Source organism: Flavobacterium macrobrachii, assembly GCF_014486675.1.
GTDB classification, from domain to species: Bacteria; Bacteroidota; Bacteroidia; order Flavobacteriales; family Flavobacteriaceae; genus Flavobacterium; species Flavobacterium macrobrachii.
In genome coordinates, this window is record NZ_JACTAC010000006.1 from 55,256 (window position 1) to 77,547 (window position 22,292).

Consider the following 22,292-nt stretch of genomic DNA (forward strand, 5'->3'; position numbering starts at 1 on the left):
AATATTCGATTTTCAAATTTAAGAATTATAAATTGTTTTAAGTTATAAAATTATTAAAGTATCTTATATTTCTATTTGCTGCAATTTTCGCTCTAATCGATAAGAAATCATTACGCAGGAAAGTATCAATACAACGCTGATATATCCCAAATAATTGTAATTATGAATCGCAAACTTGGCATCACTATACGTAATCCAACCACTCAACAACGAAGCAAATCCGGTTCCGAGCGATTGTACGCAAGAATTCAAACTCATAAAACTTCCACGTGTTTGACTTGTTACCGCTTGTGTAATCATGGCTTGTCCTGGAACCGTTCTTCCAGTTGAGGAACTAAACCAAAATCCAAAAATTCCTAATACAATAAACAATTGCCAATGTGGCATATTTGTTATCAAAACCACAAATACTATAGAAATTAAAGCTGCCCAAACAAAAACTATTCGTTTGCCAAAACTATCTGCTAATTTGCCAATAATTTGTGCCGAAATCAGCGAACAAATTCCACCAACCAAATAAATTAACGGTGTATATTCTTGAGGTACGCCAACATTATAAACTAAATAGGGATTAATCAACGGAACGATAATAAAATGTCCGGTTATCAATGAAAAACTAAAAATCAACGCTGTAACTTGAGCTTTATTACTGAAAATATCATAAAAATTGGAAATTCGTTCTTTTAATTTTATCGGATTTTCCAAATGCGAATTGACATTCGGAACAAATTTGAATAAAAATGGCAACAACAATACGCCGAAAATAGCAACTACCAAAAACGGATAATGCCAATCATACGTATTGGCTAAATACAATCCAAACGGAACACCAATAACCGAAGCCAACGCAAATCCGCCCATCAACAATCCCATTGCTCGACCTCGACGTTCATACGGAATAACATCGGCAATGATGCTCAAAATCTGAGCGCTAATCAATCCACCGAAAATTCCGGTTACAATTCGTGCCACTATCATCGAATAAGTTCCAAAAGCAAAAGCACAGGCAAACGTTCCTAGCAAAAATCCAGAGTAAGCAAACAATAAAAGTTTTTTTCTATCAAATTTATCAGCAAAGAAAATGGCACAAAAACTACTCACAAAAGCCGACAACGAATAACTCGAAACAATAACAGCAAACTCTGACGTGGTTAAACTCCATTTGGGCATCAAAATATTTCCCAATGGCATCATAATCATAAAATCGAGAATATGGGTAAAATTCAGTAACGCCATTAACGCCACTATTATAATTTCATTTCTTTTCAAAAAGCATTTTTTTATCGCACAAAACTACGCATAGAAAAATTCCTTTTTCTTAATAAAGGATTAAATACTTACTTTAGTAGCATAAATAAAAACTATCGCAGAATGTTTGATTTGCAGCCCAATCATCTGAAAAACAATTTAATTTCACTTTTCCCTTTGCAGGAAAATGATTTTGAAGAATTATATGCTGTTGCCAATGATGAACTACTTTGGGAACAACATCCAAACAAACTGCGTTATCAACGTGCTGTTTTTCAGAATTTTTTTGAAGGAGCAATGCTTTCTGGTGGCGCTTTTTTAATTCGTGACAGTAAAACCAACGAAGTTGTTGGAAGCAGTCGTTTTTATGATTACAATGAAGATGAAAATTCTACCGAGACTTCGGTATTAATTGGTTATACATTCATCGGACGAAAATTTTGGGGAAATGATTACAACAAATCATTGAAGAAACTAATGTTAGATCATGCTTTTGAATATGTGGACAAAGTTTATTTTCACATTGGTGCATTTAACATTCGTTCCCAAAAAGCCATCGAAAAAATTGGCGCCGTCAAAGTTGATGAATTTGAAGTAGAATATTATGGCGAAGACAGTAAATTGAATTTTGTTTACATGATAACAAAACCCAGTTAGGGTTTCGAACCCTAACAGGGTTAAAATAAAAATAAATAATGCAAAAAACCGCTTTCTCCATCTACGACGCATCTGCAGGTTCTGGAAAAACCTATACTTTGGTAAAAGAATACCTCAAAATTATTCTCTTGTCCAAAAAACCCGATGCCTATCGAAACATTCTCGCCATTACGTTTACCAACAAAGCGGTTCACGAAATGAAAAGTCGCGTGGTAGAAAGTCTTTCGGAATTTGCCAAAGAAAATCCTTCGGAAAAAGCAGTTCAATTGATGCAAAATATTCAATTGGAAACTGGTTTAAGTTTGGCAACAATAACTGAAAAAGCCAAAAATATCATCAAAAACTTGATACATAATTATGCGTCATTTGACATTTCGACCATTGATAAATTTACGCATAAAGTTATTCGCGCATTTGCACACGATTTGAATTTACCAATAACTTTTGATGTTTCGCTCGACACCGAAAACCTTCTAAATGAAGCTGTAGATGCGATTATTGCCGAAGCTGGAAACGATGAAACGCTGACCAATTTACTAGTAGATTTCACAATGGAAAAAACGGATGACGACAAATCTTGGGATGTTTCTCGAGAAATTATGGAAACTGGAAAGTTGATTTTAAACGAAAACAATCGTGAAGAAATCACGCATTTTCAAAATAAAAAAATTGAAGATTTTACAATTATCAAAAACAAATTAAATGCATTATCTGATGAAATTGAAAATGAATGCGTCAATTTAGCCATCGAAGCCTTAGCTTTAATTGAAAGCAATGGCATTGATATGAAATCGTTTTCTGGTGGTTATTTTCCAAAACATTTGATCAGCATTCAAGAAAAAAAGTTCAATCCAAATAATAAAACTTATCACGAAGCCGAAGACATCAAAATCAACAAAACGGCTAAAGATAGTGCTCAAATTGAAAGCATAGTTCCTAATTTGTTAGCGATTTTGGCAACGATTTACGCGAAATTTGAGAAGAAAAATTTCTACGAAGCTTTTCTAAAAAATATTACGCCACTTTCGTTGTTGAACACCTTGAGCAACGAATTAACCAAAATTCAAAAAGAACAAAATATTCTTTCAATTTCAGAATTCAATAAATTAATCAACGAACAAATTCAAAATCAGCCTGCGCCATTTATTTATGAACGTTTGGGTGAAAAATACCGTCATTTTTTCATTGACGAATTTCAAGATACGTCGGAAATGCAATGGCAAAATTTAATTCCACTTATTGACAATGCTCTTTCAAGCGAAGATTTAAACGGCGAACGAGGTTCGTTGCTTCTAGTTGGCGATCCAAAACAGTCGATTTATCGTTGGCGTGGCGGAAAAGCAGAACAGTTTATCGAACTCAGCAAAGACAAAAATCCATTTGCAAATCCAGATAAAAAGCTGTTTTCTCTGGAACGAAATTACCGAAGTTATTCGCAAATCATCGAATTCAATAACGATTTTTTTAAATTTTTATCCAATGAATTTGAAAACGAAGACTACAAAGATTTGTATGCCAATCACAGTCATCAAAAAACGAACGACAAAAATGGTGGTTATGTTTCGATTTCTTTTTTGCCAAAAAACGAAAAAAACACTGATAATTGGGAAGATGAAAAAGTCGAGAAAGAAGATTTATTCCTCGAAGCCACTTTAAAAACCATTGAAGAAGTAAAATCCAACGGTTTTGCCAATAAAGACATTGTCATTCTTACTAGAAAGAAAAATCAAGGAACTGCGATTGCTAATTTTTTAACGGAAAATGACATTCCGATTTTATCTTCTGAAAGTTTGCTGCTCGGTTCATCGTCAGAAGTTCAGTTTATCGTTCATTTTCTTAATTATCTAAAAAATAAAAGCGATTTAGAAGCCAAAGCGCATTTTTTGTATTATTTGGCAAAAAAACACACATCAAAAATTGCCGTTCACGACTTTATTTCGAGCGGAATGGAACAAAAAGAAGAAGCCGATTTTCAAAAATGGCTTTTTGATTATGATTTCGAAATTTCATTTGCCAACATTCGAAAAAAATCATTGTATGAAGCCGTTGAGTTGATTATTTCCAAAGCCATTTCTATCGAAAAAAGAAACGCTTATGTTCAATATTTCTTGGATGTTGTTTTGGAACGCGATTTAAAAAACCAAGCTGGAATTTCGGATTTTCTGAATTATTGGGAAACCCAAAAAGAAAAACTCAGCATTCCTTCGCCCGAAGGTAACGATGCTATTCGAATTATGACTATTCATAAATCAAAAGGATTGGAATTCCCAGTGGTAATTTTTCCTTTTGCCGAAGAAGATTACAGCAAAGGTCCAAAAGAAAAAATATGGATAAACGCCGATGAAAAAACCATTGGTTTGCCCAAAGTTTTGGTCGATAAAAGTAGTAAAGTAGAAGGTTTTGGTAAAGATGCATCAAAGGTTTATAATCAAAAAAAACAAGAAGATTTATTAGACGATATTAATATTTTATATGTTGCGCTAACTAGAGCTGAGGAGCAATTGCATGTGATTTCGCAAATGCAAAACATCAGTAAATCGACTGGTGAATATCCAAAAAATATGGCGTCGTTTTTTATTACTTTTTTGAGTAGCCAAAACCTATTTGACGAAAATAAACTGGACTACGAATTTGGAAACAGTACAAAATTATCTTCTAAAAAAGCAAGTACAGAAACACCAAAAACAATTCCTCAATTAACCGAGATTTTAAATCCAAAAAATATCAAAATTGCCCAACGCGAGAGCTTAATGTGGAACACAACCCAACAAAAAGCCATTGAATATGGAACTATTTTGCACGAAATTCTGTCGTTTGTAAAAACCAAAAACGATGTAGATTTAGCATTAACTAAAGCCATTGAAAACGGATTGATTATCGCTTCGCAGCGAGAAACTGTAGAAAAAACCATTATCGCCATAATAAGTCATCCCGATTTGATTGATTTTTTTGCCGAAGAAAATATAGTTCTAAACGAAAAAACCATCATTCAAAAAGAAGGAAATTTGATAAAACCCGACCGAATGGTTTTAACAACAACCAAAGAAATTTATTTATTAGATTATAAAACTGGTTCACATCAAGCGAAATATACCAAACAATTGGAGAATTATCTAAATGCTATCGAAAAAATGAACTATCGTGTGACGAAAAAAGCGTTGGTTTATATTGGCGAAACGTTGGAAGTGGTAAATTTGTAAACTGAAACTAAACTACAAACAAAAAATATGTACGGAAAAATTCAACAACACCTACAAAACGAATTAAAAACCATTGAAAACAATGGTATTTTCAAAAAAGAACGCGTTATCAATTCGCCTCAAGGTGCAGAAATAACAGTTAATGGCGAAACGGTTTTAAACTTTTGTGCCAATAATTATTTAGGATTATCATCACATCCCGAAGTGGTTCAAGCCGCAAAAGATGCTTTGGATTCGCATGGTTTTGGCATGTCGTCGGTGCGATTCATTTGTGGAACGCAAGACATTCACAAAACTTTAGAACAAAAAATCGCAGATTTCTATGGAACAGAAGATACAATTCTATACGCAGCAGCATTTGATGCCAATGGTGGTGTTTTTGAACCATTACTGAGCGAAGAAGATTGCATTATTTCAGATAGTTTGAATCACGCTTCTATTATTGACGGCGTTCGTTTGTGTAAAGCAGCACGTTATCGTTATGAAAACAACAACATGGACGATTTGGAAAATCAATTGAAAAAAGCCGTTGAAGCTGGACATCGTTTTAAACTTATCGTAACTGATGGTGTTTTTTCAATGGATGGTTTGGTTGCGCCATTGGACAAAATTTGCGATTTAGCCGATAAGTATGATGCTTTAGTTATGGTTGACGAATGTCACGCTGCAGGATTTATTGGTGCCACAGGAAAAGGAACTTTGGAAGCCAAAAACGTAATGGGAAGAGTTGACATTATCACTGGAACATTAGGAAAAGCACTTGGCGGCGCAATGGGCGGATATACTACAGCAAAAAAAGAAATCATCGAAATTTTGCGTCAGCGTTCGAGACCTTATTTGTTTTCAAATTCGTTAGCTCCAGCCATTGTTGGTGCTTCAATCAAAGTTTTTGAATTATTAGAAAAAGACACATCACTTCGCGACAAGCTAGAATGGAATACTAATTATTTTAAAGAAGGCATGAAAAAAGCTGGTTTTGACATCATTGATGGTGATTCTGCAATCGTTCCAGTAATGTTATACGATGCCAAATTATCACAAATAATGGCGGATGAATTACTGAAAAAAGGAATTTATGTAATTGGATTCTTTTTCCCAGTGGTTCCAAAAGAGAAAGCAAGAATTAGAGTTCAATTATCAGCTGGTCATTCAAAAGAGCATTTAGATAAGGCAATTAATTCATTTACAGAAGTTGGAAAATCACTTAATATCATCTAATTAAGCATATTTTAACAATATCATTTTGATATTATGTTATAAGGTATTACTTTTGCATCATTATAATTATTATAATCTAATCAAATTAAGTATGAAACATCTTAACAAATTATTTGTTGCTGTGGCATTGTTAGCTGGACTAAGTTCTCAAGCTCAAGATAGCAACAACCCATGGGCAATCTCATTTGGTGTGAACGGAGTTGACACTAGGTTTAGTGCTGCTACTAAATTAGAAGACCAGTTCTCTGAATTTTTTAACGCTAAAGATCACTGGAACATTCTTCCATCTGTATCTTATATTAACGTATCTAAATACGTAGGAAGTAATTTCTCTTTTGGTGTTACAGGATCTATCAACAAAATAAAAAAGTTTGTTCTTCCTAGAGTTGGAGATGCAGATTATACAGTAGTTAATCCTGGAGATTTAAGCTACTATGGTGTTGATGGAGTTATCAACTATAGCTTTATGAACCTAATTGGTTCAAAAGTTATTGATCCATCTGCTCACATTGGTGGAGGTTACACTTGGATGGGCGATGCATCAGCTGGTACTGTTAATGGTGGTTTAGGTTTAACCTTTTGGTTTGCTGAAAACGTAGGTTTATCTTACCGTGCAACTTACAAACATTCATTCGATGACACAAGAACTCCAGATGTGGATATTGCTTCTCACGTACAACACTTTGCAGGTCTTACTTTCAAATTTGGCGGTAAAGATACTGATGGTGACGGAATTTATGACAAAGATGATGCTTGTCCAGAAGTTGCTGGTTTAAAGCAATTCAACGGTTGTCCTGATACTGACGGTGACGGAATCGAGGATAGTAAAGATTCTTGTCCAGATGTTGCTGGTTCAGTTGAAATGAACGGTTGTCCTGATACAGACGGTGACGGAATTGCTGATAAAGATGATGCTTGTCCAGAAGTTGCTGGTCCAAAATCATTGAACGGTTGTCCAGATGCTGACGGTGATGGAATTGCTGACAAAAACGATAAATGTCCAGAAGTTAAAGGTCCAAAAGAAAACGGAGGATGTCCATGGCCAGATAGAGACAGTGATGGTGTTCTTGATAAAGACGACAAATGTCCAGATGTTAAAGGTACAGCAGCAAACAATGGTTGTCCAGAAGTATCTGACGAAGTTGTTAAAAGATTAAACGATTATGCTAAAACTATCTTGTTTGACTCTGGTAAAGCTTCTTTCCAACAACAAACTTACCCAGTTTTAGAAGCTATTACAGCTATCTTGAAAGAATATCCAAATTCTAATTTCTCTATCGAAGGTCACACTGATAGCGATGGTAAAGATGCTACTAACCAAACTTTGTCTGAAAACAGAGCTGCTGCAGTTAAAAATTACTTAATCGAAAAAGGAATTGCTTCTTCAAGATTAACTTCAGCTGGTTTCGGTGAATCTAAACCAATTGATACAAACAAAACAAAAGCTGGTAAAGCTAATAACAGAAGAGTTGAAGTGAAATTAGTAAAATAATTTCTTCCAAAATATTTTGTAAAAACGCCTCGAAATTCGAGGCGTTTTTTTTATTTTTATACAATGTCAAAACCAACCTTTCTTTTTCAATTAGCACAAGAGGTTTTAAAAAACTATTCCGAAAAACTTTCGGAGGTAACTATCATTTTACCAAACAAAAGAGCCAAAGTCTTTTTATTGGATGAATTGAAAAAACAAGTTTCAACCAACGTTTTTGCTCCAGAAATTATAAGCATTGAAGAATTTGTTCAAGATATTGCAGGAATTCGGAGTATTGACTCAGTGGAAGTATTATTTGAATTCTATGAAGTTTATCTTTCCATTACAGAAAAAAACAAGCAAGAACCTTTTGAAACTTTTGCCAACTGGGCAAAAACACTTTTACAAGATTTTAATGAAATCGATAGGTATTTACTCGAACCTAATAAAATTTTGAAATATCTTGAAAACATCAAAGAAATCGAACATTGGTCGGTTGACATTAATAAAAGAACTGAACTGATTGACAATTATCTAGCCTTTTGGAAAAAATTACCCGAATATTACCATTCACTTTATATCTATTTGTCAAATAAAGGAATTGGTTACCAAGGATTAATTTATCGTGAAGCAGTTGAAAATCTCAATCATTTCTCTGAAAAAAATTCTAACCACTTTATTTTCGCTGGTTTTAATGCACTCAATCAAGCCGAAGAAAAGATTATTCAACATTTGCTCGCTTTAGGAAAAGCCAAAATTTATTGGGATATCGACGAAACTTTGCTTCACGACACATTTCATGATGCAGGTTTATTTCAAAGACGTTTTAAATCGAGTTGGAGTTACTATAAAACCAATCCGTATGAATGGATTTCTAATGAGTATTCAGCAGAAAAAAACATCCAAGTCATTGGAACTTCAAAATCGATCGGTCAAGCAAAAATTGCTGGCGATATTATAAAAAAACACATTGACAACAACAATTCCAATCTTCAAAATGTTGCCCTAGTTCTTGGTGAAGAAAACCTTTTATTGCCTGTTTTACATTCGCTTCCAGCTGAAATTGATGCGTTGAACATTACGATGGGTTTTACCAGCAAAAATAATCCTGCACAGTTGTTGATTGCCAAACTTTTTAAGCTACATGTAAATGCTTTTGAGCGAAATGCAACCAATTATGTGATGTATTACAAAGACGTGTTGGATGTTTTAACACATCCGTTGATTGAACCGTATTGCAAAGCTGATGTCGTTGTCAATACTATCAATCGTAATAATTTTACGTTTATTTCCCATAAAAAACTGAAAGAATTATATCCGTTTGAAAACGAACTTTTCAGCTTATTATTTCAAAAATGGGATACCAATTCGGTTACAGGTTTAGAGAATTTGTCTCAAATTTTACTCAAAGTAAAAGCCAATTTAAGTTTAGACCCAAATCCGGAAGTTTCCGAAGAAAAAATTACCAACGCGTTTGTTTTTTCCATCTTCAAAATCATCAATAAAATGATTTCCTATTTTAGTGAACATCAAAAAATTGATAATATCAAAACGCTACATGCAATTTACAAACAGATTATCGATTTGGCAGAAGTGTCATTTGAAGGCGAACCTTTGAATGGCTTACAAATTATGGGCGTTTTGGAAAGTCGTGTGCTCGATTTTGAAACTGTCATAATTACATCGGTTAATGAAGGTAAATTTCCAGCAGGAAAAAGCACCAATTCGTTTATTCCTTATGATGTGAAACGTGAATATGGTTTGCCTACTTTCAAAGAAAAAGATGCGATTTACACCTATCATTTTTATCATTTATTACAACGTGCAAAAAATGTTTATTTGATTTACAATTCAGATAGCGAAGGATTTGATGCAGGCGAAAAAAGTCGTTTCATTACACAACTAGAAGTTGAAAAACGACCAAATCACCAGTTGACTTTTGATTTTTATAATCCAAATGTTCCCAATGTTGCTTATGAACCGATTGTTATCGAAAAAACCGAAAGCATTCTCAACCGACTGAGAGAAATTGCCGAAAAAGGATTTTCACCGTCAGCCTTGACAACCTATATTCGAAATCCGATACAGTTTTATTTTCAGCGAATTTTGAGAATTTCTGAAACCGACGAAGTAGAAGAAAATATTGCAGTCAATACGCTTGGAACTATTATTCACGGCACTTTAGAAGAATTGTACAAACCTTTTATTGGAAAGATTTTAATTGAAAACGATATAAAAATTTGCATCAAAAATATTGATGATGAAGTGTTGAAGCAATTCAAATTGGTTTACAAAGAAGGCGAAATCAAAAAAGGAAGAAATCTTCTCGCCTTTGAAGTTGCCAAACGAAATGTGTTGAATTTCTTAAAAATGGAGTTAGAAGCTATTCAAAACGGTGACGAAATTCAGTTAATTGCTTTAGAAAAACCATTGTCACGAACGCTTGAACATCCAAAATTGCCTTTTGCTGTAACCATTGCTGGGAATGTAGATCGAATTGAAAACCGAAACGGAAGAATTCGAATTATCGATTACAAAACGGGTAAAGTGGAACAAAAAAGTGTTACGCTAAAAGACTGGACTGGCTTGACGGAAGACATCAAAAACGACAAAATCATTCAAATTCTAGCGTATGCATTCATGTATGAAGAAGAAGCAAAAGGATTAGATATCGAAGCCGGAATTATTTCGTTTAAAAATTTAAAATCTGGATTTTTACCCTTTAATTTTAAACTCGAAAAAGAAAGCTTTGACGTTATTTCACCAGAAATTATGGAGAATTACATTGAAGAAATTGTGGTTTTACTAAATCAGATTTTGAGTGAAAATGTAGCTTTTGAGGAGAAAATTTAACCACAAAAGACACAAAAGAAGACATAAGTATTTATTTTAGAATTATAACAAGATATAATAATCGTTAAGAAAATTTAAATGGCTTTGACAAAATCATATTTAAAAGATTTGACTTATCAAATAAACGGTGCTGCAATTGTGGTTCACAAATTTCTTGGTCCAGGTTTGCTTGAAAGCATTTATCATAAATGCCTAAAGAAGGAATTGGATAGTAGAGGAATTTCCTTTACCTCTGAATTATTAGTTCCAATTAATTTCAAAGGTTTGGATGTAGATACTAATTTGAGATGTGATTTATTTATTGAAAACTGTATTGTTTTAGAACTTAAAACTGTTGATGATTTTGCGCCTATTCATCAAGCACAATTATTAACTTATATGAAATTGCTTGAAGCTCCAAAAGGTATTTTATATAATTTCAATTCTGTAAATTTATATAAAGAAGGACAAATGACTTTGGTCAACGAGTATTTTAGAAATTTAGAAGACTAAATTATCAATAAAAACTTTTGTTTTCTTTTGTGCCTTTTGTGGTTAAACCCTTTTCAAAAAACGCAAAAAAACCTTCAATAATTCTTCTTGATTTTCAATATGCGACATGTGTCCATCAGGAAAAGTAATAAGTTCCACTTTGGTATTTTCAATTTGACCAAGATTATCATCATAATTTAAAACACCATCATTTTTGCCTAAAACCAATTGCATCGGATAAGGCGCAAAATGCAAAATTACTTCGCGGTCTTTTCGGATTTTCATGCCTTCTAAAGCGGCAACAATTCCTTGCAAAGGTGTTTTTAAGGCTTCAAGTTTTACTTTTTCGATTTGTTCTCCTAATCTTTCTCGATTGTTTTCACTAAAAAGATTGGCGATACTCATTCGAACAAAATTGGTGTAATTCTGTTTTACGGCAACAATAGCTCGGTCGCGATTTATTTTTCGTTCATCACTATCAGCTCGCGAAGTAGAATTTAACAAAAACAAACCTTTTACATTATCTGGATACAATTCGGCGAAAGCCAAAGCAATATAACCGCCCATGGAGTGCCCAGCGAAAACCGCTTTTCTGATTTTTAATTCGTGCAAAACGTGATGAACCATATCGGCTTGATCTTCCATAGTATGCACATATCCCAAACATTCCGTTTCGCCATGACCTAATAAATCAATAGTTATAACGCGATGTTTTTTTGAAAGTTCAGGAACAAAGGCTTTCCACATCGCTTGATTTTCCAAAAAACCATGCAACAGCACAATTGTTGTTCCTTTTCCTTGGTCAGTAAAAGCAATTTTGGTGTTTTTGTAGATTGTGGTTTTCATAGTTGCAAAAGTAGATTTTAACTGTAAAATCACGAATTATTTTTTCACAAACTTTGATGTGCTTTGAGTAACTTTTTAGATTCCTACGGAATGACAAGTTTGAGTTTAGATAAGTTTGAACAAAAAAAACGGCTCACTTTCGCAAACCGTCTATTTTCTATATTCTATTCTCTTTTTTCTAAATTAAGAATTCATTATCGCTTCAATTTCCTCCACTTCAATAGGAATATTGCGCATTAAGTTGAACGCTTCGCCTTTTTCTTGAATGACCATATCGTCTTCAATACGAATTCCGAAACCTTCAGCTGGGATGTAAATTCCTGGTTCAACAGTGAAAACCATATTCGCTTGCATTGGTTCGTGCAATAATCCGTAATCGTGCGTATCCAAACCTAAATGATGCGACGTTCCGTGCATGAAATATTTTTTGTATGCTGGCCAATCTGGATTTTCGTTTTGAACATCAGCTTTGTCAATCAATCCCAAACCTAAAAGTTCCGAAGTCATGATTTTACCAACTTCAAGATGATATTGTTTCCATAAAGTTCCTGGAACTAACATTTTAGTCGCTTCGTTTTTCACATTCAAAACCGCATTATACACTTCTTTTTGTCTGTCAGAGAAACGTCCAGAAACTGGAACCATTCGCGTCATGTCACTAGAATAATTTGCATATTCGGCACCAACGTCAAGCAAAATCAAATCGCCTGCTTTGCATTGTTGGTTGTTTTCGATATAATGTAACACGTTCGCATTATTTCCCGAAGCAATAATTGGCGTGTAAGCAAAACCTTTGGAACGATTTCTTAAGAATTCGTGAGCAAATTCGGCTTCGATTTCGTATTCCATTACGTTTGGTTTTACAAAATTCAACACTCTGCGATAACCTTTCTCGGTAATATTACACGCTTTTTGAATTAAATCAATTTCTTCGCTTTCTTTTATCGACCGAAGACGTTGCAAAATAGGATTTGACTTTTCTACTTTATGTGCTGGATAATTTTCTTTCCACCATTTTACAAAACGTGCTTCACGAGTTTCGGTTTCAATCGATGCGCGATAATGTTCGTTAGTGTTGATGTAAATCGTTTCGGCATACGCCATGATTTCTTTTAACGTTTTATGAAAATCTTGCAACCAAATCACGGTTTTAATTCCAGCAACTTCAAAAGCTCTTTCTTTAGTGAGCTTCTCGCCTTCCCAAATTGCGATGTGTTCGTTGGTTTCTTTTAAGAATAGAATCTCTTTCAAATGCTCGTATGGCGCATCAGGAAAAAGCAACAAAATACTTTCTTCTTGATCAACGCCAGACAAATAAAAAATATCACGATGTTGCGCAAATGGTAAAGTAGAATCGGCAGAAACAGGGTAAATATCGTTTGAATTAAAAACGGCAACGCTATTAGGTTTCATTTGTGCCGTGAATTTCGCTCTGTTTTTTATAAACAAATCACGGTCTATTTGATGGTATTTCATGTTTGAAAATATTATGTATTAGAGGTCAAATATGATATCACTTTTTTAATGGCTTTTTTATAAAAACTTATATAGTTGCGATTTCATTTTGAAATGATTATTATTGTAAAGTTCAAAATTAAGCATTACACTCTAAAGAAATTCAAATGAAACCAATAATTTTTCTCCTAAGTTTATTGTTGACTGTTACAGTAAATGGTCAAGACAAATCACCATATCAATTATTTGACAAAAAGGGAAAGAAAACAACCTATGCTAAACTTCTAAAAAACTCCGAAAATGCTGAGGTTGTTCTGTTTGGTGAATATCATAATAATTCGATTGTACATTGGTTGCAATTAGAGTTGACTAAAGATTTATCCGAAAAAAAGCAGTTAGTTCTTGGTGCCGAAATGCTCGAAACCGACAATCAAAAACAACTTGATCAATATTTAAACGGAGAAATAAACGATACAAAGTTGGATTCCACAGCGCGACTTTGGAGCAACCATAAAACCGATTACAAGCCGTTAGTTGATTTTGCCAAAGAAAATAAATTACCTTTTATTGCTACCAATATTCCAAGAAGATATGCTTCAACCGTTTTTAAAAGAGGAATTGAAGAATTAGAGAAATTACCCGAAGAAGAAAAAGCTTGGATTGTTCCGCTGCCAATGGAATATGACGCTAATTTGCCGGGTTATGCTGGAATGATGAAAATGATGGGCGAACATACCAGTCCAAATATGCCCAAAGCACAAGCAATAAAAGATGCAACAATGGCACATTTTATAATCAAAAATCTTCTACCAAATGCGGTTTTTCTACATTATAATGGAACGTATCACAGCGATAATTTTGAAGGGATTTATTGGTATTTAAAAAAATCCAAATCGGATTTAAAAATACTAACCATTGCAACAGTTGAGCAAAAAGATACATCAAAACTAGAAAAAGAACATTTAAACAAGGCTGATTTTATATTAGTAATTGATGAAGATGTGACAAAAACCTTTTAAACAAAAAAAGTGTTTAACATTTTTGAACAAAATAAACGATTTAACTGATTGAAAGTCAACAAAAGTTAAATGCATTTTAAAATCATTATAAATTAGCGCGAAAAGGTTGTAGTTGTGTTCAATTAACTCTATTTTTGTGTGTCTTTTTATAAAAATAAATTATATACAATTATGGCAAAATCTGCGCTTTTAAAGTCATCAATAGCAAAGAAATATTGGATGGCTTTTACTGGGTTATTTTTATGTCTTTTCTTAGCCGGACATTTAGCTGGAAATCTCCAACTTTTAGTTCCAAATAACGCACTGAATTTCAATAAATATGCGTTGTTTATGACTACAAACCCAGCTGTAAAAATTCTCTCTTATGTAACTTATCTGTCGATTCTTTTTCATGCAGTAGATGGTTTTTTACTAACCTATCAAAACATAAAAGCAAGACCAGTTGGCTATGCAAAATCTAATCCAAGTGCCAACAGTAGTTTTTCCTCGAGAAATATGGCTGTTTTAGGAACTTTAATTTTAGTTTTTATTGTAACTCACATGGTGAATTTTTGGGCAAAAATGCATTTTGATCAAAACATTCCTTTGCAAACTATAACAGTTGAAGTTATGGGACAAAAACAAGAATTGTATTTAATGACAAACGATGGTTACATGGCAACATCTCAAGTAGCAAAAACCAAAGAAGAAGCTGCAAAAAGTGGTGCTCAAGTTTACATTAAAAACAGAACAGAATTTTATAACACGCAAGCCGATGTAAAAGTGGGTGAAGGTTACAAAGATTTATACAAGATTACAGTAGCATTTTTCAAAGATCCAAAATACGGTTTAATAGCTACAATATTATATGTGGTTGCTATGGGAGTTTTAGCTTTCCACTTACTGCATGGTTTTCAAAGTGCGTTTCAATCTATTGGACTAAATAGTTCAACTTGGATACCAAAAATCAAATTATTTGGAAAATTATTTGCAATCATTGTTCCGATATTGTTTGCAATTATCCCAGTTTACATACACTTTATACTAAAATAATCAACATCAGAAAATATTATGAAGTTAGATTCTAAAATACCAGAAGGACATATTTCAAAGAAATGGACCGATTATAAAGATCATTTAAAACTTGTAGCGCCAAACAACCGACCAAAAATTGACATTATTGTAGTTGGAACTGGTTTAGCTGGAGCTTCGGCCGCTGCTTCACTTGGCGAAATGGGTTACAATGTTAAAGCATTTTGCTACCAAGATTCTCCAAGAAGAGCGCACTCAATTGCCGCTCAAGGTGGAATTAATGCTGCAAAGAATTATCAAAATGACGGCGATAGTATTTATAGATTATTCTACGATACTATCAAAGGTGGTGATTATAGAGCGCGCGAAGCAAACGTTCACCGTTTAGCAGAAGTTTCAGGAAATATTATCGACCAATGTGTAGCTCAAGGTGTTCCTTTTGCCCGTGAATATGGTGGTTTATTAGATAATCGTTCGTTTGGTGGAACACAAGTACAACGTACTTTTTACGCTGCTGGACAAACCGGTCAACAATTATTATTAGGTGCTTATTCTGCACTTTCTAGGCAAATTGGTTTAGGAAGAGTAAAAATGTTCAACCGTCACGAAATGCTAGACTTAGTAAAAGTTGATGGAAAAGCTCGTGGAATCATTGCACGTAATTTAGTTACAGGTGAACTAGAAAGACATTCGGCTCATGCTGTTGTTATTGCAACTGGAGGTTATGGAAATGTATATTTCCTTTCTACAAATGCCATGGGAAGCAACGTAACTGCTGGATGGAAAATTCATAAGAAAGGAGCTTTATTTGCAAATCCTTGTTTTGTGCAAATTCACCCAACATGCATTCCTGTTCATGGTGTAAATCAATCTAAATTAACTTTGATGTCAGAATCATTACGTAATTCAGGTCGTATTTGGGTACCAAAAAAGAAAGAAGATGCAGAAGCTATTCGTGAAGGAAAACTAAAACCAACACAACTTGCTGAAGAAGATAGAGATTATTTCTTAGAAAGAAGATATCCTGCTTTTGGTAACTTAGTACCGCGTGATGTAGCTTCAAGAGCTGCAAAAGAAAGATGTGACGCAGGTCATGGTATTGAAGCGAATGACACGAATGAAGGTGTTTACTTAGATTTCTCAACAGAAATTCAGAATAAAGGTCGTCAAGCTGCTTACGCAAAAGGAAATCACAATCCTTCAGCAGCAGAAGTGACAAAATTAGGAAAACAATGGTTGGAAGAAAAGTATGGAAACCTATTTACAATGTACCAAAAAATCACCGACGAAAATCCATATGAAACACCAATGAAAATCTATCCAGCGGTTCACTATACTATGGGTGGAGTTTGGGTTGATTATAACTTACAATCAACAATTCCTGGTTGTTTCGTTGCTGGAGAAGCTAATTTCTCTGATCACGGTGCCAACAGACTTGGAGCTTCGGCTTTAATGCAAGGTTTAGCCGACGGATATTTTGTTCTTCCATACACCGTTTCAAATTATTTAGCAGACGAAATTAGAACAGGTAAAATATCAACAGAATCTCAAGAATTTATTGATGCCGAAAACAATGTCAAAAATACTATCGATAAATTCTTAAACAACAACGGAACAAAATCGGTTGATCATTTCCACAAACGCCTTGGATTGATTATGTGGAATAAAGTTGGTATGGCGCGTAACGAACAAGGACTAAAACAAGCAATTGAAGAAATTGCTGCTTTAAAAGAAGAATTCTATAAAGATGTGAGAGTTCCAGGAAGTTCTGATGAATTGAATCCTGAATTAGAAAAAGCACTTCGTGTTGCTGATTTTATCGATTTGGGTCAGCTTATGGCAATGGATGCATTGCAAAGAAACGAATCTTGTGGTGGACATTTCCGTGAAGAATATCAAGATTCTGAAGGAGAAACACTTCGTGATGACGAAAACTTCTCTTTTGTAAGCGCTTGGGAATACATGGGTTATGATATCAGCAAAGAAATTCTCAATAAAGAAGAATTAAAATACGAGTTTATCAAAATTGCAGCTAGAAATTATAAATAATACAAAGTATGTCTTCAGCAAAAAATATAAATATAAACCTTAAAATTTGGCGTCAAAAAAATGCTAAAGCAAAAGGTAGCATGGAAACTTATAAATTAGATAATGTTTCTACAGCAAGTTCATTTTTAGAAATGCTAGATCAATTGAACGAGCAATTAATTAATGACAAAAAAGAACCAGTAGCGTTTGACCACGATTGTCGTGAAGGAATCTGTGGGATGTGTTCGCTTTATATCAACGGTCGTGCTCATGGACCGGATACTGGCACAACAACATGTCAATTACACATGCGTAAATTCAACGATGGTGATACTATTTTTATTGAACCATGGAGAAGTAAAGCATTTCCTGTAGTCAAAGATTTAGTAGTTGACAGAAGTGCTTTTGATAGAATTCAACAAGCTGGTGGTTTTGTATCGGTTAATACATCAGGCAGAACTATGGATGCAAATGCAATACCTATTCCAAAAGAAGATGCTGACAAGTCGTTTATGGCTGCAGCATGTATTGGTTGCGGCGCTTGTGTAGCAACTTGTAAAAACGGTTCAGCAATGTTATTCGTTGGAGCAAAAGTTTCACAATATGCATTATTACCACAAGGAAAAGTAGAAGCTACTCAACGTGTTTTAAACATGGTTCGACAAATGGATGAAGAAGGATTTGGTAACTGTACCAATACTGGAGCTTGTGAAGTGGAATGTCCAAAAGGAATTTCTTTAGAAAATATAGCTCGTATGAACAGAGAATATTTGAAAGCGAGTTTGAAATAAAAAATTAATTTTTATAAACTAACCCTGTTAGAGTTTGAAACTTTAACAGGGTTTTTTATTTCATAAAATCAAATGCATTATCTTTACAATAGAAACAACAACTTTAAAATTTTAATGAAAAAAATCATCTTTTCAATCCTTGCATTATTGTTTTTTAATGGAATTTCTTCCGCACAAAACCTAAAATTAGTGACTTATAACATTCGTTTAGATCTCGAATCTGATGGCGAAAATAAATGGTCAAACCGAAAAGATATTTGGGCTTCGCAAATCAATTTTTATGAACCCGATGTTTTTGGTATTCAAGAAGCATTGCCACATCAAGTAACCGATATTGCTTCGGCTTTGCCCGAATATAGTTATGTTGGAATTGGTCGTGACGGAATTGGGAAAGGTGAATCGTCTAACATTTTTTTCAAAAAAGACCGATTTAAAATGGTACAGGAGAAAACTTTTTGGTTATCTGAAACACCTGAAAAGATATCAAAAGGTTGGGATGCAGCACTCAATCGAGTTTGCACTTATGTTTTACTGAAAGACAACAAAACCAAAAAATCATTCTGGGTTTTTAATGCTCATTTAGATCATATTGGCGAATTTGCGAGAACAAATGCCATCCAATTAATCCTTTCTAAAATCAAAGAAGTAAACACTAAAAAACTACCTGTTTTTGTAATAGGAGATTTCAATACTGAACCTAATGAACAACGAATTTCAGAATTAAAAAAACAAATGGACGATAGTTATGATATTAGTAAACAAAAGCCATTTGGTCCAAATGGAACTTTCAATGCATTCCAATATTTTGAACCAGTAAAAAAACGTATCGACTATATCTTTTTATCTAAAAACAATCCGTTTAAAGTTGTGAAATATGCTGTGCTAACCGATTCCAAAAATTTGAAATTTCCTTCCGATCATTTTCCGGTTTTGGTTGAAATACAACTTAACTAAACACTTTTAGTAACTTTGGTTTACAAACAACCCGATGAAACTACAACTCACCACTTTTTTTGTCTGATTTCTATTTCCGTTTTTTGTCAAAATCTTCACAAAAACGTCAATCCATTTATTGGAACCGATGGTCATGGACATTCATATCCTGGCGCAACTACTCCATTTGGAATGGTACAACTTTCTCCAGATACTAGAATTGATAGGAATTGTGATGGCTGTTCGGGTTATCATTATTCAGATAAAACAATTTACGGATTTTCAAATAAACATTTGAACGGAACTGAAGTTTCTACTTCTGGCGATATTATGTTAGTGCCAACGATTGGAGAACCTTCATTTGATAACAAAATCTATTCTTCTACATTTTCGCATCAAAACGAAAAAGCTTCCGCAAACAAAATATGACAAAAAAACTATCACAAATGATTTGTTACAATTAGGAAAAATAAAAGTGACAAAAAGTGTTTGGACATAGTTTGAAAATAGACAAAGTAGGATTTAGTAACTGTTCCGACAAGTGCTTTTGAAGTAGAATTCACAAAAGGCATTTATATTGAAAAAAAAAGAATATTTGAAATAATCCAAAATAAATTGTCATCTTAAGGACATTTTAACGGCAAAACAAAATCATTAATCTAGTTGTGTTTTTAAGGGTATTTTGTTCAAGAAACAACTAATACTTTCAATTGCATTATAAAAACTTTTAAAGTAAAATAATTTTCATTTGTTACACTTAATTGTAATGTTTAGTATAGATTTCTGTGACTTTTTTAATTGCTTATAAAGATTTGAAAATTAACATGTTATTTCTATGGAAATAATTATAAATTTGTGAAAATTTCAAAGATGAGAAAAAATCTACTTTTTATACTCCTTTTTAGCCTCTCTTTGCAGGCTCAAAATTTTGAAAAGGATGCTTCATTTAATCCTTACATATTGCCTACAAATAAATATTATGTAGAAAACAAACCATCATTATCGGTGTTGCAACCTGACCAAAAATTAATAATAGTTGAAAACTATTTTTTAAATATAAACTATTCTAAAATTACAAGAATTAACCTCGACAACACATTAGATACAACGTTTAATTTAGATACAGAATTAAATGGATTAGTAAAAGATATTGTACTTCAACCCGACGGAAAGATTATTTTAGTTGGAAGTTTTACAACATTTAATAATTCTTCCTCAAAATATATTGTAAGATTAAATGCAGATGGAACAAAAGATACTAGCTTTAACATAGGTAGTAGCATTAATACCTATGTTAATTCTAATTATCCATTTGCCAGTTCCGTTCAAATAAGACCTGATGGAAAAATTTTGGTTGGTGGCGATTTAATAAGTTACAACGGAACTTATAAAAATTCATTGTTTTTACTAAACAGTGATGGAACTCTTGACAATGAATTCACACTAGATCCTTTGTTAGGTGAAATATCTATTTCGAAAATAAAGTTGTTACCAAATGGAAAAATAATGCTTGCGAGTCAATTTTTTTCAAGTATTAAAAGACTGAACAACGATGGAACTTTAGACTCTTCTTTTTTGAATACAGTTCATCTAAATCCTGCTTCGAGTGGCGGAGGAACCGTTGTTAATGACTTTGTAGTTCAACCAGATGGAAAAATAATCATCATTGGGAAATATGATAAAATAATGCAAAATAACTACAGAGATATTTCACGAATTAATTTGGACGGTACTATTGATCCTACATTTAACTCCAGAGGATTTAATATCACAATACCAATAAGCAGTACTTCTGAAAATATTCGCAAAGGTGTCACGTCAGCTATTCTTCAAGCCGATGGTAAAATAGTTATTAGTGGTAGTTTTAAAAAGTATAATAATATCTTTATAAATAATATTCTGAGACTTGATGAATTTGGAACTTTAGACACTTCTTTTTATGGCGGTTTAGATAATGCCTCTACTGATTCAGAAGGACTTTATCAAACCTTTATAAATAAAATGCATTACACAACAGAAAACGATATTATTGCGGTTGGACATTTCAACACTTATAATGATATTGCAACTGATAATATGGTTCGAATCGATAATAATGGATTAAAAAATCCAACTTTCAATAATATTTGCCGAGGTTTTAATGGTTCTGTAGAATGCATTACTCAGACTAATTCTGGAAAAATAATCATAGGTGGTGACTTTAGAGCTTATAATGGAGTTGCAAAAGATCGCATAGTTCAATTAAATCAGGATGGTAGTTTAGACACTTCCTTCAACGTTTTAATGCATACTTTTTTAGAAAATGATTTGCAAGCAAATGAAATACTTGCTCAACCCGATGGTAAGATTATAATTGGTTCGAATGGACGATTTGTTAATGGCATAAAATTAGGAGCAGTAGTTAGACTCAATTTAGATGGAAGTATCGATACAAACTTTAACAGTATGTCTGCTGAAAATGCATACGGAACTCGTGGTTCATGTACTTCAATAGCTTTGCAACCCGACGGTAAAATTTTAGTAGCAGGAACCGTTTATTATACCAATAATACTAATCGAAAATTATTACGACTAAATGCAGATGGAACACTTGATAATACATTTACATTTGGACCATTAACTGTTTTTCAAAGTATCACAAAGATTATCTTACAACCAGATGGAAAAATTTTAGTTTTAGGACTTGTAGATACTTATAAAAGTAAAGTTATCCGTGTTTTAGATAACGGTGTTTTGGATGATACCTTTACAATGGCTTCTTCATTATACTTTCATCAAAATAAAAATTTGTATATGTCAATGGATAATAGTGGAAAAATTATACTCATTTCAGATTCATTTGGAAACAATAATTACAGAATATTTAGAATGAACAGCAATGGTAGTGTTGATACAACATTCAATTTTACAACTCTAACACCACATACATATGGTAGATTTGCAGCAAATGCAATTTTGCCTAATGATAAAATAATTATTGGTGTTCCAGGTACTATCGACCTAAAAAGAATCAAACAATTTAATTCAAATGGTTCTTTAGACACAACATTTGATATTGGTACAGGATTTAACGGTAACATTAATTTTTTTT

Annotated in this window: 15 protein-coding genes and 1 pseudogene; 13 read left to right on the plus strand and 3 right to left on the minus strand. The window is 33.3% G+C overall.

Going from position 1 to position 22,292, the window contains the following annotated elements; all coding sequences use genetic code 11:
• Positions 1 to 63: 63 nt before the first annotated feature.
• Positions 64 to 1,269 carry an MFS transporter gene (locus IAI56_RS02925; protein WP_187656446.1) on the minus strand — a complete coding sequence of 402 codons (1,206 nt, stop codon included), beginning with the start codon at positions 1,267 to 1,269 and terminating at the stop codon, positions 64 to 66.
• 102 nt (positions 1,270 to 1,371) lie between these two features.
• On the opposite strand from IAI56_RS02925, the gene IAI56_RS02930 reads away from it, so the two are divergent.
• The 6 genes from IAI56_RS02930 (at position 1,372) to IAI56_RS02955 (ending at position 11,139) form a co-directional block, all read left to right on the plus strand.
• Positions 1,372 to 1,905 (plus strand): GNAT family N-acetyltransferase, encoded by a 534-nt coding sequence (locus tag IAI56_RS02930; RefSeq protein ID WP_187656447.1) that lies wholly within the window; start codon positions 1,372 to 1,374, stop codon positions 1,903 to 1,905.
• Between the two features lie 38 nt (positions 1,906 to 1,943).
• A complete protein-coding gene (locus IAI56_RS02935; protein ID WP_187656448.1) occupies positions 1,944 to 5,105 on the plus strand; it encodes a UvrD-helicase domain-containing protein in 3,162 nt (1,053 codons plus the stop codon).
• A gap of 27 nt (positions 5,106 to 5,132) precedes the next feature.
• Positions 5,133 to 6,323 carry a glycine C-acetyltransferase gene (gene kbl, locus IAI56_RS02940; RefSeq protein ID WP_187656449.1) on the plus strand — a complete coding sequence of 397 codons (1,191 nt, stop codon included), beginning with the start codon at positions 5,133 to 5,135 and terminating at the stop codon, positions 6,321 to 6,323.
• A gap of 91 nt (positions 6,324 to 6,414) precedes the next feature.
• On the plus strand, positions 6,415 to 7,815 hold the full coding sequence (locus IAI56_RS02945; RefSeq protein ID WP_187656450.1) for an OmpA family protein: 1,401 nt from the start codon (positions 6,415 to 6,417) through the stop codon (positions 7,813 to 7,815).
• A 63-nt stretch (positions 7,816 to 7,878) separates the two neighbouring features.
• On the plus strand, positions 7,879 to 10,647 hold the full coding sequence (locus tag IAI56_RS02950) for a PD-(D/E)XK nuclease family protein (protein ID WP_187656451.1): 2,769 nt from the start codon (positions 7,879 to 7,881) through the stop codon (positions 10,645 to 10,647).
• A gap of 78 nt (positions 10,648 to 10,725) precedes the next feature.
• The gene (locus IAI56_RS02955) at positions 10,726 to 11,139 is read left to right on the plus strand and encodes a GxxExxY protein (protein ID WP_187656452.1); all 414 of its coding nucleotides are present in this window, start codon (positions 10,726 to 10,728) and stop codon (positions 11,137 to 11,139) included.
• Positions 11,140 to 11,181: 42 nt separating this feature from the next.
• Here IAI56_RS02955 and IAI56_RS02960 read toward each other — a convergent pair whose 3' ends face one another.
• Together IAI56_RS02960 and IAI56_RS02965 are read right to left on the minus strand one after the other, a co-directional pair.
• Positions 11,182 to 11,964 carry an alpha/beta fold hydrolase gene (locus IAI56_RS02960; protein ID WP_187656453.1) on the minus strand — a complete coding sequence of 261 codons (783 nt, stop codon included), beginning with the start codon at positions 11,962 to 11,964 and terminating at the stop codon, positions 11,182 to 11,184.
• 183 nt (positions 11,965 to 12,147) lie between these two features.
• A complete protein-coding gene (locus IAI56_RS02965) occupies positions 12,148 to 13,440 on the minus strand; it encodes an aminopeptidase P family protein (protein ID WP_187656454.1) in 1,293 nt (430 codons plus the stop codon).
• A gap of 146 nt (positions 13,441 to 13,586) precedes the next feature.
• Between IAI56_RS02965 and IAI56_RS02970 the strand changes: the two genes are divergently transcribed.
• The 7 genes and pseudogenes from IAI56_RS02970 to IAI56_RS03000 all read left to right on the plus strand — a co-directional run.
• The gene (locus tag IAI56_RS02970; RefSeq protein WP_187656455.1) at positions 13,587 to 14,438 is read left to right on the plus strand and encodes a ChaN family lipoprotein; all 852 of its coding nucleotides are present in this window, start codon (positions 13,587 to 13,589) and stop codon (positions 14,436 to 14,438) included.
• Between the two features lie 171 nt (positions 14,439 to 14,609).
• Positions 14,610 to 15,470, plus strand: a complete 861-nt coding sequence (locus IAI56_RS02975; RefSeq protein WP_187656456.1) for a succinate dehydrogenase cytochrome b subunit — start codon at positions 14,610 to 14,612, stop codon at positions 15,468 to 15,470.
• An 18-nt stretch (positions 15,471 to 15,488) separates the two neighbouring features.
• Positions 15,489 to 17,498 carry a fumarate reductase/succinate dehydrogenase flavoprotein subunit gene (locus IAI56_RS02980; RefSeq protein ID WP_187656457.1) on the plus strand — a complete coding sequence of 670 codons (2,010 nt, stop codon included), beginning with the start codon at positions 15,489 to 15,491 and terminating at the stop codon, positions 17,496 to 17,498.
• An 8-nt stretch (positions 17,499 to 17,506) separates the two neighbouring features.
• Entirely contained in the window at positions 17,507 to 18,268 is a 762-nt protein-coding gene (locus tag IAI56_RS02985; protein WP_187656458.1) for a succinate dehydrogenase/fumarate reductase iron-sulfur subunit, read from the plus strand.
• A gap of 114 nt (positions 18,269 to 18,382) precedes the next feature.
• Positions 18,383 to 19,222: an endonuclease/exonuclease/phosphatase family protein gene (locus tag IAI56_RS02990; protein WP_187656459.1), complete on the plus strand. Its 840-nt coding sequence runs from the start codon at positions 18,383 to 18,385 to the stop codon at positions 19,220 to 19,222.
• A 15-nt stretch (positions 19,223 to 19,237) separates the two neighbouring features.
• Positions 19,238 to 19,630, plus strand: a complete 393-nt coding sequence (locus IAI56_RS02995; RefSeq protein ID WP_187656460.1) for a hypothetical protein — start codon at positions 19,238 to 19,240, stop codon at positions 19,628 to 19,630.
• Between the two features lie 441 nt (positions 19,631 to 20,071).
• Positions 20,072 to 22,292: pseudogene (locus tag IAI56_RS03000) on the plus strand (hypothetical protein); the annotation flags it as partial.